Origin of the sequence: Actinoplanes sp. SE50/110 (assembly GCF_900119315.1) — a bacterium.
In the GTDB taxonomy this organism is placed as follows: domain Bacteria; phylum Actinomycetota; class Actinomycetes; order Mycobacteriales; family Micromonosporaceae; genus Actinoplanes.
The window spans coordinates 7,383,622-7,397,673 of the sequence record NZ_LT827010.1 but is presented as its reverse complement, the minus strand read 5'-3'; the positions used below and the strand labels follow the sequence as shown (position 1 = coordinate 7,397,673).

Genomic DNA, 14,052 nt, shown 5'->3' with positions numbered 1-14,052 from the left:
CACCGAGCGCATCGACCGCATCGACGGGATCGCCGGTGTCGCGGGGGGAGGGGAAGCGCTGTGCGCATCGTGATCGCTGAGGATCTGCTGCTTCTGCGCGAAGGCATGGTTCGGCTGCTGACCGAGACCGGGCATGAGGTGGTCGCGGCGGTCGGGGATGCGATCGGGCTGCTGGCGGCCGTCGACGAGCATCGGCCGGACCTGTCCGTGATCGACGTGCGGCTGCCACCCGGATTCCGGGACGAAGGGCTACGGGCGGCATTGCGGATCCGGGCCGCGGATCCGGGCGCACGGGTGTTGATCGTTTCGCAGTATGTCGAGCGGGCCTACGCCGCTGAGCTGCTCGCCGACGGACGTGGCGGGGTGGGATACCTGCTGAAGGACCGGGTGACGGCGCTCGACGACTTCCTCGACGCGGTCGAACGGGTGGCCGGGGGTGGCACGGCGATGGACCCGGAGGTGGTGCGGCAGCTGTTCGCACGCGGCGGCGGCAACCATGGCATCGACGGGCTGACCGCCCGGGAACGCGAGGTGCTCGCCCTGATGGCTCAGGGCCTGTCGAACGCGGCGATCTGCGAGACGCTGGTGCTGGCCCCGGTCTCGGTGGAGAAACACATCACCAACATCTTCGGCAAACTCGACCTGCCGCCGGCGGCTGACGCTCATCGCCGGGTCCGCGCGGTGCTCACCTACTTCAATGCCGCCACCTGACCCGGCGGGCAGGGCCGTCCCGGAGGCCGTGCGCCCGGCATGATCTCGGCGAGCGGCGAGCGGCGAGCGGCGAGCGGCGAGCGGCGAGCGGCGGGCGGCGAGCGGCGAGCGGCGAGTGACGGGTGGCGAGCGGCGGGCGGCGAGCGGCGAGCGGCGAGTGACGGGTGGCGAGCGGCGGGCGGCGATTGGTGGCGCAGGGACCGCGGGCCGGGGCGCTGCGGACGGTGGTGTGACGGCTGGGGTGGGGTCAGGCGGAGTCGCGCCAGATGATGGGGGTGGGGAGTAGCTGGGCGGGGACGTTGATCTCCTCGCCTCGCAGCTGGCGGAGGATGAGGTGGGCGGCAGCGGCGCCGAGCTCCTTGGCGGGCTGGTGGACCGTGGAGAGCTGGGGCTGGGTGCGGACCGCCCATGTGCTGTCGTCGAAGCCGACGATGCCGACATCCGTGGGGACGGTGCGGCCGGCCTCGCGCAGGGTTTCCAGGGCGCCGGCGGCGATCGCGTCCGAGGCGGCGAAGACGCCGTCGATGGTGGGGTCGCGCTCCAGCAGCAGACGCATTCCCTTGACGCCGGAACCGTAATCGTAGTGCGGGACCTCGGCGACCAGGTCCGGGTTGAACGCGGGGCCGAGCGCGGTGCGGAAACCGGTCAGGCGGTCCATGCCGGAGTCGCGGTCGACGGCGGCGGCGATCATGCCGATCCGGCGGCGGCCGGTGGCCAGCAGCCGGGTGGTGATCTCGCGGGCCGAGCCTTGATTGTCTATTCCGACGTAGGGCGTGCTGTGGTCGAGATCGGGCGGGTGGCCGACGAACGCGGCGGGCAGGCGCAGGTCGCCCAGGACCTGGATGATCGGGTCGTGGGCGCGGGCCGAGACGACGATCGCGCCGTCGACGAAGCCGCCGCTCAGGTATTTCGCGACCCGCTCCATGTCGCGGGTGGACTCGACGACCAGGCTGACCATCTGGTGGTCGGCCAGGGACAGGGCGGCGTTCGCGCCCAGCATCAGCGCGCCGATGTTCGGGTCGTCGAGGAACAGTGAGTGCGGCTCCAGCGCGACGAACGCGACCGCTTCGGAACGGCGCATCTTCAGCGCGCGGGCCGCGGTGTTCGGCACATAACCGACCTCGGTGATCGCCGCCTCGATCGCCGCGCGGGCCTCGGCGGAGACATAACCGCCGTTCAGAACGCGGCTGACAGTGCCCCGGGACACGCCCGCGGCGGCCGCGATGTCGTGCACCGTGGCGCGTTTCAAGGGCGGCGGCATGCGCTCAAAGATACGCGACGTGAGATTCCCGGAACCGGGACGTGCGGTCAGCGGCGGCGTGACCTGGGGTGGCGGGCCGGCGGCGGGAAGTCGGCGGCGTTGTGACTTGCGGGGCCGGCGATGGTGGTGGGCTGGTGGCCGTGGCCGTGGCCGTGGCCGTGGCCTGGGGTGGCGGGCCGGGCGGCGGGAAGTCGGCGGCGCTGTGACTCGCGGGGCGGGCCGTGGTGGTGGGCCGGTGGCCGTGGCCCGGATGGCGGGCCAGGGGACGAATGCTCGGCGGGGGCGGGGCCGCGGGTGGCACGTTGGCGGGGCGCGAGGTCGTGAACAGGGAAGCGGCCGGGAAGGCAGGGCGAGAGAGACCGGCGATCAAAGATGCCGCTGTGGCCATTGACCTGGCGTCGGACGTCGTCTTAGTGTGTGCACGTTCACACATCCGTAACGCCGATGTCGGCGCAGGGAAATGTGTGCACGTGCACACATCGGTGACCAGGAGTTTCATGAAAAGCATCGTGCTGGGTTGTGACTACAATCCGGAGCAGTGGACCCCCGAGGTCTGGCGGGAGGACGTCGCGCTGATGCGCGAGGCCGGCGTCAAGCTGGTGGCGGTCAACATCTTCGGCTGGTCGCACCTCGAGCCGTCCCCGGGCCGCTACGAGTTCGACGCCCTGGACGAGGTCATCGGCCTGCTGCACGCCGGCGGGATCAGGCTGAACCTGGGCACCGGCACCGCCTCCCCGCCGCCGTGGCTGACCACCCTGCACCCGGAGGCGCTGCCGGTCGCGGCCGACGGCACCACCCGCTTCCCGGGTGGCCGACAGGCGTGGTGCCCCAGCTCCCCGGCCTTCCGGGAGCGGGCGTTCGCCCTGGTCGAGCAGGTCGCCGACCGCTACGGCGACCACCCGGCGCTGGACCTCTGGCACGTCTCGAACGAGCTGGGCTGCCACAACGCGCTCTGCTACTGCGAGGCCAGCGCTGCGGCGTTCCGGTCCTGGCTGCGGCGCCGGTACGGCAGGATCGAAACCCTGAACGACGCATGGGGCACCGCCTTCTGGAGTCAGCGGTACGGCGACTGGGCCGAGATCCAGCCGCCCCGCCTGGCCCTGTCGGTCCGCAACCCGGCGCAGATCGTCGACTTCCACCGGTTCAGCTCCGACGAGCTGCTCGACTACTACCGGAGTGAGGCGGCCATCCTGCGGGCCCGCTCGGCCGCCCCGGTCACGACGAACTTCATGGTCACCGCGCACATCCGCAACCTGGACTACTGGTCCTGGGCGCCGGAGATGGACGTGGTGGCCAACGACCACTACCTGGATCACCGGCTGGGTGATCCGACGGCCGAGTTGTCCTTCGCCGCCGATCTGACCCGTGGGCTGGCCGGCGGGAAGCCGTGGATGCTGATGGAGCAGGCGGCCGGCGCGGTCAACTGGCAGCCACACAACCTGACCAAGGCGCCGGGCGAGATGCTGCGGAACACGCTGACCCATGTGGCGCGGGGCGCCGACTCGGTCTGCTTCTTCCAGTGGCGGGCTTCCGCGCAGGGTGCCGAGAAGTTCCATTCGGCGCTGCTGCCGCACGCCGGCACGGACACCGTGGCGTGGCGCGAGGTGCTGCGGCTCTCCGACACGCTGGGCCGGCTGGGTGAGGTGGCCGGCACGACCGTGCGAGCGGACGTCGCGCTGCTGTTCAGCTGGGATTCGTGGTGGGCGGCGGAGGGGGAGGCCCGGCCGTCGCAGGCGGTGGAGTATCTGGACCAGGTGCACGCGGCGCACCGGGCGCTGCGCGACCTCGGGGTCACCTGTGACGTGGTGGCGCCCGGGGCGGAGCTCACGTCGTACAAAGTCGTCGTTGTTCCCTGCCTCTACATGGTCGACGATCTGGCGGCGGTGCGGATCGCCGATTTCGTCGCGGCCGGCGGGAAGCTGCTGGTGACGTTCTTCAGCGGCATCGTCGATGAGCGTGACCGGATTCGGCTGGGCGGCTACCCGGGTGCGTTCCGCGATGTGCTGGGTGTGCGGGTGGAGGAGTTCGCGCCGCTCAAGCCCGGTGACGAGGTGCGGCTCAGCAACGGCGCGACGGCGACGCTCTGGACCGAGCGGCTGCGGGTCACGACCGCGGAGCCGGTCGCCAGTTACCTGGACGGGCCGCTGCTGGGGGTTCCGGCGGTCACCCGCAACGCCTTCGGCGCGGGGACGGCCTGGTATGCCGCGACAGCGCTCGACGCCGGCGCGCTGCGGGACCTGCTGCGCGAGATCACCGGGGTGACGGCGGAGAAGCCGAAGAACACCGAGGTGGTACGCCGCGGCCACTACCTCTTCGTGATCAACCACGGCGCCGAGCCGATCGAGTACCCGGTGACCGGATTCGATCTCGTCACCGAGAAGGCGACCGACGGGCTGCTGCGGGTCGAGGGCGGCGGCGTCGCGGTGGTCCGGGAGGAATCATGATCAAGAAGAGAGCGATCGCCTTCTTCGTGCTGCCGTTCGGCGTGCTGTTCGTCGCGTTCTACCTCGCGCCGATCGGTTTCGCCGTCAAGCAGTCGCTCTATCGCGTCACCCGCACCGGCACGTTCGGCCCGGCGCACGAGGTGTTCGGCGGCCTGACCCAGTATCAGCGCGTCTTCGAGAACGCGCCGTTCTGGCAGTCGGTCGGCCGGGTCCTGCTCTTCGGCGTGGTGCAGGTGCCGGTGATGCTCGGCCTCGCGCTGCTGCTCGCCCTGCTGCTCGACTCCGGTCTGGTCCGGGGGCGCCGCTTCTTCCGGCTGGCCTTCTTCGTCCCGTACGCGGTGCCCGGCGTGGTCGCCGCGATCATGTGGGGCTTCCTCTACTCGCCGAACCTGTCGCCGTTCACCGCGGTGACCCGGGCCTGGGATCTGCTCTCCGCCGACCTGGTGCTGTGGGCCATGGCGAACGTGGTGACCTGGGTCTACGTCGGCTACAACATGCTGATCATCTACTCCGCCCTGCTGGCCATCCCGCAGGAGGTGTACGAGGCGGCCACCATCGACGGCGCCGGTCCCTGGCGCACCGCGTGGTCGATCAAGATTCCACTGGTGATGCCGGCGATCGTGCTGACCACGGTGTTCTCGATCATCGGCACGCTGCAGTTGCTGGCCGAGCCGCAGGTGTTCCGCACCTTCAGTTCCGCGGTGTCCAGCACGTACACCCCGAACCTGACCGTCTATTCGACGTCGTCGATCCCGAACTTCAACCTGGCCGCCGCCTTCAGCGTGGTGCTGGCGCTGGCCACCTTCGTCCTCTCCTTCACGTTCCTGAAATTCACGCAGCGAGGGGGCGAGAAGTGAAGTCGAAGACCGCGGCCATGGCCGTGATGGGCATCTGCACCTTCTATTTCCTGGTGCCGATCTGGTGGCTGTTCGTCGGCGCCACCAAGTCCCGTGGCGATTTCTCGAACACGGCGCCCCTCTGGTTCGCCGACTTCCACCTCGGGCAGAACCTGCGGGAACTGTTCGCGTACCGCGACGGGGTCTTCCTGCGCTGGATGGCGAACAGCCTCGCGTACACCGGCGGGGCCGCCCTGCTCGGCACGCTGCTCGCCGCGATGTGCGGATACGCCCTGGCCAAGTACCGGTTCCGCGGCCGGGAGCTGATCTTCAACATCGTCCTCGGCGGTGTCCTGGTGCCGGCCACCGCGCTGGCCCTGCCGCTCTTCCTGATCTTCAGCAAGCTGGAGGCGACCAACACCTTCTGGTCGGTCTTCCTGCCCAGCCTGGTCAACCCGTTCGGGGTCTACCTGGCCCGGATCTACGCCACCGCGAGTGTTCCGGAAGAACTGCTGGAGGCCGCCCGGCTGGACGGCTCGGGCGAGGTGCGCACCTTCTTCACCGTCTCCAGCAAATTGATGTTTCCCGCTCTGGTCACCATCTTCCTGTTCCATTTCGTGGCGGTCTGGAACAACTTCCTGCTGCCGCTGATCATGCTCGGCAACGAGCGGCTGTTCCCGGTGACTCTCGGCCTCTACTCCTGGAACACCCAGGTCAATCAGCTTCCTGAGCTGCGGATGCTGGTGCTCACCGGCGCCCTGGTCTCGATCGTCCCCCTGGTCGTCGCATTCCTGCTGCTCCAGCGCTTCTGGCGGAGCGGTCTCGGCAGCGGCGCGGTCAAGTAATCCCTCCCGGTAAAAGGTGGATAGAAAAATGAAGAAACTGCTTTCCGGTCTGTTGATCTCCTCGTTGGCCCTCACGGCCTGTTCCTCGAAGTCCGGCGACGATGCCGCCGCGACCACCGGGGCGGCCGGTTGCGCCCCGTCCAGCGGCCCGGTCAGCCTGACCTTCACCTCGTGGATCCCGAAGATCGAGGAGGTCGTCAAGGTCTGGAACGACAAGCACCCGGACATCCAGGTCAAGGTGCAGACCGGCCCGAACGGCAACGGCGGCACGTACCAGAACTTCTTCAACCAGCTCAAGGCCGGCAACGCACCCGACCTGGGGCAGATCGAGTACGACGCGCTGCCCAGCTTCCGGGTCCAGGACGGCCTCACCAACGTGGCCGCCTGCAAGCCGGTCAGTGACGCCAAGGACCGGTTCATCGACTGGACCTGGAACCAGGTGAGCTTCGGCGAGAAGGACGCGGCGTACGGCGTGCCGCAGGACGCCGGCCCGATGGCGCTGTTCTACCGCAAGGACCTGTTCGCGAAGGCCGGCATCCCGGTGCCGACCACCTGGGAGGAGTACGCCGCGGCGGCCGCCAAGGTGAAGGCGGCCGGCGGCTACATCACCAACTTCTCGCAGAGCGACATCAACCAGTTCGCCGGGCTGGCCTGGCAGGCCGGCGGCCACTGGTTCGCCAACGACGGCAGCAAGTGGACCGTGAACCTGCAGGACGAAGCGACCACCAAGGTCGCGAATTACTGGCAGGATCTGATCAGCAAGAAGCTGGTCTCCACGGTGCCGCCGTGGACCACGGAGTGGGACAACGCCTACAACAAGGGTCAGGCGTGGACCTGGGTCTCCGCGGTCTGGGGCGCCAACTCGATCTCCTCGGGCGCGCCGGACACCAGCGGCAAGTGGGCGGTCGCGCCGATGCCGCAGTGGACCGCGGGCGGCAAGGTCGCCGGCAACTGGGGCGGCTCGTCGACGGCGGTCTTCAAGGGCTCGAAGCACCCGTACGAGGCGGCCGAGTTCGCGATCTGGCTGAACACCTCGGAGGAGGCGTTGACCCTGCTCAACGAGAAGGCGAACCTCTACCCGGCGACCAAGGCCGGCGCGGCGCTCCCGGCGCTGGCCAAGGGCGTCGACTTCTACGGCGGCCAGAAGATCTACGACGTGTTCGCGCAGGCCTCCACCCAGGTCACCCCGGACTTCACCTGGGGGCCGACGATGACCTCGACCTACGCCACCGCCTCGGACGGCTTCAAGGCGGCGGTCTCCGGCAGCGGCACCCTGCTGGACGCGCTGAAGAAGGCGCAGACGTCGACGGTCGACAATCTCAAGTCGCAGAGCATCCCGGTCGCCGAGTGACCTTCACGCATCTGCGGGCCGCGGGCGTCAGCTTCGTGCTGAACGCCCGCGGTGCGGTGCTGTACTGGGGCGCCGATCTCGGCGAACTGCCGGACGGATTCGCCGCCAGTCGCATTCCGGCGATCCCGCCCAGCTCCATCGACGTACCGCTGCAATTGTCATTGCTGCCGTCGATCGAGGACGGCTGGACCGGCCGCCCCGCTTTCCCCGGCCATCGGACCCGGATCACTGCCGTTCAGCACGGTCAGAACACGATTACGGTACGCGCAGAGCAAGCCGGCAAAGGCCTGGAGCTGACGACCGAGTGCGAGTTGACTCCCGAGGGCGTGCTCCGCCTGCGCCACCGGGTCGACAATCACGGCCTCGCCGTTGTCGACCTGGCCGCCCTGAACGTGCTGCTGCCGATTCCCCCGGAGGCCACCGAGCTGATCGATTTCAGCGGCCTGTGGGCGCACGAACGCCGCCCGCAGCGCGCCCCGCTGCGCGACGGCGTCTGGAGCCGGGAGAGCCGCCACGGCCGCCCCGGCCACGACGACGCGTTCCTGCTGATGGCAGCCACTCCGGGTGCCGGCTTCCGGACCGGCCGGGTGTGGGCGGTGCACCTGGCGTGGAGCGGCGACAAGCAGATCTGGGCGGAACGTTCGCCCCTCGGCCAGTCCGTGCTGGGCGCCGGTGAATTGCTGTCACCCGGCGAGATCCGGCTGGCCCCGGGCGATTCGTACACCACCCCGTGGCTGATCGCGGTCTATTCCGAGAACGGCTTCGACGGCCTTTCCGACCGGCTGCACCCGTGGATCCGCGCCTCCCGGAGAACCGCGAAGCCCCGCCCGGTCGTGCTGAACACCTGGGAGGCGGTCTACTTCGACCAGTCGCTCGACCGGCTGACCGCTCTGGTCGACGCCGCGGCGGAATCCGGCGTCGAACGATTCGTGCTCGACGACGGCTGGTTCACCGGCCGTCGCGACGACCGCCGGGCCCTCGGCGACTGGCACGTCGACCCGGTGATCTGGCCGGACGGGCTGCACCCGCTGATCGCCCGGGTCGAGGCCGCCGGAATGGATTTCGGCCTCTGGGTGGAACCGGAGATGGTCAGCCCGGATTCGGTACTGGCCCGCGCCCACCCGGAATGGATTCTCGGCCCGCCGGACGCGCTCACCTGGCGATTCCAGCGGGTGCTCGATCTGGCCGTCCCGGCCGCCTACGCCCACGTGCTGGGCCGCCTGACCGACCTGCTCACCGAGTACCCGATCGCCTTCCTCAAGTGGGATCACAACCGTGACCTGCTCGAACCCGGTGCCGCGCACCGGCAGACCACCGCGTTGTACCGGCTGCTTGCCGAGCTGCGGGCGGCCTTCCCGGAGCTGGAGATCGAGAGCTGCGCCTCCGGCGGGGCCCGGATCGACCTCGGCATCCTGCCGCACGTCGACCGGTTCTGGACATCGGACACCAACGATCCGCTGGACCGGCAACTGATCCAGCGCTGGACGAGCGTGCTGATCCCGCCCGAGATGCTCGGCGGGCATCTCGGTGACGGCGTCGCGCACGTCACCGGTCGTACCTCCGCGCTGGGCCTGCGGATGGCGACCGCCCTGTTCGGGCACGCCGGCATCGAGTGGGACCTCTCCCGGGCGGCCCCGGCGGACCGGGCACTGATCGCCGCCTGGACCGCCGAGTACAAACGGCTGCGCGGCCTGCTGCACACCGGCGTGGTGGTCCGCGCCGACCATCCCGACCCGGCGGTCCTGCTGCACGGGGTGGTCGCCCCGGACCGCTCGGCCGCGGTTTTCGCCCTGGTCACGCTGGGCAACCCGGTCGCCGCGCTGCCGCCGCCGATCCGGTTCCCCGGGCTCGACCCGGACCGCTCCTACACGGTGCGGCCGCTGGGCCACCCGCCGCGGATGGTGCAGGACGCCCCGCCGCCGTGGCTGGCCGAAGGCGCCGTCACCCTGACCGGCCGGGTGCTCGCCGAGGCCGGCCTGCCCGCCCCGCTGCTGGTTCCGGAACAGGCGGCCCTGTTCACGCTGACGGCCGTCGCCTGACCCGCTTCTGTCGTGCATACGACAGACGCGGGCGGTGACCGGTCACCGCCCGCGACGATGTCACTCCATCGTGGACTTCGGAGGGCATCGGGATGGTTCGGCGCTGGATTCCGTTCGCCGTGGCGGGGCTGCTCGTCACCACCGTGCCGGGCACTCCGGCCGCGGCCGCGACTCCGGCGACGCGGTACGTCGTGCGGCTCACCGGTTCCGCCACAGCCGACCGGGTCGCCCGGTCCGCCGGCGGCAAGGTCCACCACCGCTTCAGCGCGGCGCTGCACGGCTTCTCCGCCGACCTCACCCCGGCGGCGGTGGCCAGGCTGCGCCGCGACCCGTCGGTCGCCGCGGTCGACCCGGTGCGCCCGGTGCACCTCGCCGACACCCAGACCGGGCCGGACTGGGGTCTCGACCGGGTCGACCAGCGCGCGCTGCCGCTCGACGGCAAGTACACCTGGACCGGCGGCGGGGCCGGTGTCACCGTGTACGTGGTCGACACCGGCGTGATGACCACGCACACCGAGTTCGGCGGCCGCGCCACCGCGCCGATCAGCACGGTCGGCGACCCGTTCGGCACCACCGACTGCCACGGCCACGGCACGCACGTGGCCGGCACGGTCGGTGGCGCCACGTACGGCGTCGCCAAGAAGGTGAAGATCGTCGGTGTCCGGGTCCTCGACTGCCAGGGCAACGGCACCGACGAGGGGGTGGCGGCCGGCCTCGACTGGGTCATCCAGAACCACGTCAGCGGTCCGGCCGTGGTCAACCTGAGCCTCGGCGGCGACCCGTCCGCGGTGATGGAGACCGCGGTGAACAACACCATCGCCGACGGCATCACCGTGGTCGCCGCGGCCGGCAACGACAGCACCGACGCGTGCCAGCACAGCCCGGCCCGGGTGCCCGCGGTGATCACCGTCGGCGCCACCGCCAAGGACGACTCGCTGGCCGGCTACTCCAACCGCGGCCCGTGCGTCGACCTGCTCGCCCCCGGTGACGACATCACCTCCGCCGCCACCTGGTCCACCACCGGCAGCACCGAGATGTCCGGCACCTCGATGGCCAGCCCGCACGTGGCCGGCGCCGCCGCTCTGCTGCTCGGCCGCGAGCCCACCCTCAGCCCGGCCGTGGTCGCCGCCCGGCTCGGCTCCGCGGCCACCCCCAACGTGGTCACCGGGCTCACCGCCGCCACGCCGAACCTGCTGCTCAGCACGCTGACCACGGTGTTGCCGCTGGCCACCCCGGCGACCCGCCGGCTGGCCGACCCGCTGACCGGCCGGGCCTACTCGGCCGGGCTGCAGGCCACCGGCGGTGTCGCGCCGTACACGTGGAGCACGGTCAGTGGCACGCTGCCCGCCGGGCTGACGCTGAGCGCGGCCGGACAGGTCACCGGCACCCCGAGCGCCGCGGCGGCGGCCACCACGGTCACCGTCCGGGTCAAGGACACCGGCGGCCGCACCGCCGACTCGAAGATCACCCTCGCGGTGAAGGCGCCCGGCCTCCCGGCGATCGGCGAGTTCGTGCCCGCGGTGCGCACCGCCGGCGGCGGCCAGTCCTTCAGCGACGCCGGCGGGGTGTCGCTGAGCGCCGACGGTCGCTACGCCGCGTTCGTCTCCACCGCGGGCGACCTGGTCACCGGCGACACCAACGGGGTCGCCGACGTGTTCGTCACCGACCTGACCACCGCCACCACCACCCTGGTCAGCCGGACCACCACCGGGGCGATCGCGGACGCCGAGAGCTGGGAGCCGGACATCTCCGCCGACGGCCGGTGGATCGCCTTCACCTCCACGGCGCAGCTCTCGCCGGACGACACCAACGAGGCCCAGGACGTCTACCTCGCCGACCGGACCACCGGCGCCGTCAGGCTGGTCAGCCGCCCGCCCGGCAAGCCCGCGGCCGGCGGCTCCCACGCGCCGTCGGTCAACCAGGACGGCACCAGGGTGGCGTACCTGTCGAGCGAACCGGTCCTGTGGGGCGGCACCGACCCGGCGGTCATCGACCAGGCGCTGGTCGCGACGATCGCCACCGGGGCGCAGACGGTGGTCAGCGTGACCACGGCCGGCAAGCCGCCCACCGACGGCAACAGCTATCACCCGGTGATCTCCGCGGACGGCCGCTACGTCGCGTTCGGCTCGGCGGCCGCCGCGATCAGCAGCGCCACGCCGGCCGGCAACTTCGCCGACCACGCGTACCGCCGCGACCTGACCGCCAAGACCACGAAGATGGTGTCCGCGCACGCCGACGGCACCGCCGACAGCTGGGGCGAGCTGCTCGACATGTCCGCCGACGGACGGTACGTGCTGGTCACCTCGATGGATGAGCTGGCCGGGGACGTGGGCGCGGTCTACACCCAGGCCTACTGGCGCGACCTGACGGCCGGCACGATCAAGGTCGCCAGCCGGGACCCGGGCGCCGCCTACACCGCCGACCAGGTGCAGGGCGGCCGGCTCTCGGACGACGGCAGCCAGGCGACGGTGACGGTCGAGCACACCGACTCGGCCGACCCGGCGGCGGCCAGGTCCAGCGTCCTCGCGGTCACGCCGTCGACCGGCGCGTCCCGCCGGATCGGTCCGTGGTACCTGCCGATGCCGCCGGATTACGCCGGGACACGGCGGGTGAGTGACGATGCGGTGCTCTCCAGGGACGGCACCTATCTGCTCGCGGCCACCACCAACGCCTCCTCGGTGCCGGGCTACTTCGCCGGCCCGCTGACCCCGGCCGTCACCCGACTCCGCTGAGCCCACGCCGCAGCCCGGGTCCTGCCCGGGGCCGAGCCGGAAGCGGTCGATCGGAAAGTCCACCGAGTACAACCAGCCCGCGTTCGGGGACGCGGCGAACACCCAGACGTACGGCAGTTGCAACGAGGAGCTGCCCCAGTACCGCAGGTGCAGGCTGAAGGTGACCCGGTAGTGGCCTTTCGCCAGGGGTGGCGGCGTCCACGGCGGGCCCGTGGATGTCGCCAGGACGGGGGTCACTCCCACCAAGGCGGGCGGCGCTTGCTCGTGGGAGTCGGGCGAACCACCATGGATCGGGATGATCGCGGTTGTACCCGGGCCGGTGACCAGGATGAGCCCCACGTCGTGGCGGAGAACGGTGCGCCGGCGGGGTGAGCCGGATGGGCGGCCGGGGCCGGGTCGGCTGAGTGTCGATGCACGAGCTGGCGAAGGGCCGGTCGCTCGGAGGTGACGTAGCAAGCCGGCTGTCGCGACGGCGGGGTGGAGCGGGAGGTTGAACGGCAGGCTCAGCCGCCGAAGCGTTCGGTGCGGACCTTCTTCGGGTCGTGTCCGAGCGCCACCAGGATGTCGGCGACCGTCTCCACGAACGCGGTCGGCCCGCAGACGAACACGTCCGGCGCGAAGTCGGGCGGCCAACCGTACGTGTTGACCGTCGCCACGTCGATCCGCCTGTTCGGCCCCGGCCCGGAGCGGGTGTGCACGAAGTGGACGTCCAGCCCGGGGTCGTCGCGCACGCGCCGCCGCAACTCATCGGCGTAGTACCCGTCCGCCGGCGTGCGCACCGAGTAGATCAGCCGGAACGGCTGCCGGCCGCGCCGCCGCCCCCGGTCCCGGATCATCGCCATCAGCGGCACGATCCCCGACCCGCCGGCCACCAGCAGCACCGGGGCGGGCTGCGCGGACCGCCAGACGAACCAGCCGCCGATCGGCCCGCGCACCTCGATCTGGTCGCCGGCCTCGACGACGTCGGTCAGATAGGGCGAGACCTCGCCGTCCTCCAGCCGCTGCACGGTCACCTCGACCGGGCCCTCGCCGGGCCAGTCCGAGGCGATCGAATAGCTTCGCTGCGCGGAGTAGCCGTCCTCGGCGGTCAGCTTGACGTCGAGGTGCTGGCCGGGCAGGTGGCCGGGCCAGCCGGGGATGTCCAGGACCAGGGTGCGGGCCGTCGCGGTCTCCGCGCGGACCGCGGAGACCGTGGCCACCTGCCAGGTCAGTCGCCCTGGTAGCGCTGTTCGTGCCACGGGTCTCCGTACATGTGGTAACCGGCGAGTTCCCAGAATCCGGGCTCGTCCTCGTGCATCATCTCCAGGCCGTTGACCCACTTGGCCGACTTCCAGAAGTACAGGTGCGGGATGAGCAGCCGGGCCGGGCCGCCGTGCTCCTCCTCCAGCGGCTCGCCGTCGAACTCGTACGCGATCCAGGCCTGCCCGTCGAGCAGATCCGCCAGCGGCACGTTGGTGGTGTACCCGCCGAAGCTGTGCGCCATCACGTAGTCCGCGGCGGTCTCCACGTCCTCGAAGAGCGTGTCCAGCGAGACGCCCTTCCACGTGGTGCCGAGCTTGGACCACTTGGTGACACAGTGGATGTCCCGGGTGATCTCCTCGGCCGGCAGGGCGGTGAACTCCGCCCAGTTCCACCGGTGCTTCTCACCGGTCTCGGTGCTGATGGTGAAACTCCACCGGTCCGTGTCGACGCGCGGCGTCGGACCGGTGGAGAGCACCGGGAAGTCGTGTGTCAGATATTGACCGGGCGGCAGGTCCGGCGCGGAGTCACGCCGCCGCCCGCCGAAGCCCCGGGAGATGATGCCCATGGGATATGAGTAAACCCCATCGGCGA

General features: G+C 70.9%; 10 protein-coding genes. 7 read left to right on the top strand and 3 right to left on the bottom strand.

From position 1 onward, the window contains the following. Window positions 1-60: 60 nt before the first annotated feature. Window positions 61-711, top strand: coding sequence for a response regulator transcription factor (locus tag ACSP50_RS33075; protein ID WP_014693675.1), 651 nt, complete (start codon window positions 61-63; stop codon window positions 709-711). Between the two features lie 247 nt (window positions 712-958). Here ACSP50_RS33075 and ACSP50_RS33070 read toward each other — a convergent pair whose 3' ends face one another. Then, window positions 959-1,972, bottom strand: coding sequence for a LacI family DNA-binding transcriptional regulator (locus ACSP50_RS33070; protein WP_014693674.1), 1,014 nt, complete (start codon window positions 1,970-1,972; stop codon window positions 959-961). Window positions 1,973-2,469: 497 nt separating this feature from the next. On the opposite strand from ACSP50_RS33070, the gene ACSP50_RS33065 reads away from it, so the two are divergent. From ACSP50_RS33065 to ACSP50_RS33040, 6 genes are all read left to right on the top strand, one after another. Further along, window positions 2,470-4,416, top strand: a complete 1,947-nt coding sequence (locus ACSP50_RS33065; RefSeq protein ID WP_014693673.1) for a beta-galactosidase — start codon at window positions 2,470-2,472, stop codon at window positions 4,414-4,416. Beyond that, window positions 4,413-5,273 (top strand): carbohydrate ABC transporter permease, encoded by an 861-nt coding sequence (locus tag ACSP50_RS33060; RefSeq protein ID WP_014693672.1) that lies wholly within the window; start codon window positions 4,413-4,415, stop codon window positions 5,271-5,273. Before ACSP50_RS33065 ends, ACSP50_RS33060 begins: the two co-directional genes overlap by 4 nt. After that, a complete protein-coding gene (locus ACSP50_RS33055) occupies window positions 5,270-6,097 on the top strand; it encodes a carbohydrate ABC transporter permease (RefSeq protein WP_014693671.1) in 828 nt (275 codons plus the stop codon). Before ACSP50_RS33060 ends, ACSP50_RS33055 begins: the two co-directional genes overlap by 4 nt. A gap of 28 nt (window positions 6,098-6,125) precedes the next feature. After that, a complete protein-coding gene (locus ACSP50_RS33050) occupies window positions 6,126-7,448 on the top strand; it encodes an extracellular solute-binding protein (RefSeq protein WP_014693670.1) in 1,323 nt (440 codons plus the stop codon). Next, window positions 7,445-9,487, top strand: a complete 2,043-nt coding sequence (locus ACSP50_RS33045; protein WP_014693669.1) for an alpha-galactosidase — start codon at window positions 7,445-7,447, stop codon at window positions 9,485-9,487. The genes ACSP50_RS33050 and ACSP50_RS33045 overlap by 4 nt, the downstream gene beginning before the upstream one ends. Before the next feature lie 92 nt (window positions 9,488-9,579). Further along, complete coding sequence (locus ACSP50_RS33040; RefSeq protein ID WP_014693668.1) at window positions 9,580-12,219, top strand: S8 family serine peptidase; 2,640 nt, start codon at window positions 9,580-9,582, stop codon at window positions 12,217-12,219. 503 nt (window positions 12,220-12,722) lie between these two features. On the opposite strand, the gene ACSP50_RS33035 is transcribed toward ACSP50_RS33040, so the two are convergent. Together ACSP50_RS33035 and ACSP50_RS33030 are read right to left on the bottom strand one after the other, a co-directional pair. Then, window positions 12,723-13,457: a ferredoxin reductase gene (locus ACSP50_RS33035; RefSeq protein ID WP_043512654.1), complete on the bottom strand. Its 735-nt coding sequence runs from the start codon at window positions 13,455-13,457 to the stop codon at window positions 12,723-12,725. Continuing rightward, complete coding sequence (locus ACSP50_RS33030) at window positions 13,427-14,026, bottom strand: sulfite oxidase-like oxidoreductase (protein WP_014693666.1); 600 nt, start codon at window positions 14,024-14,026, stop codon at window positions 13,427-13,429. The genes ACSP50_RS33035 and ACSP50_RS33030 overlap by 31 nt, the downstream gene beginning before the upstream one ends. Window positions 14,027-14,052 lie beyond the last annotated feature (26 nt).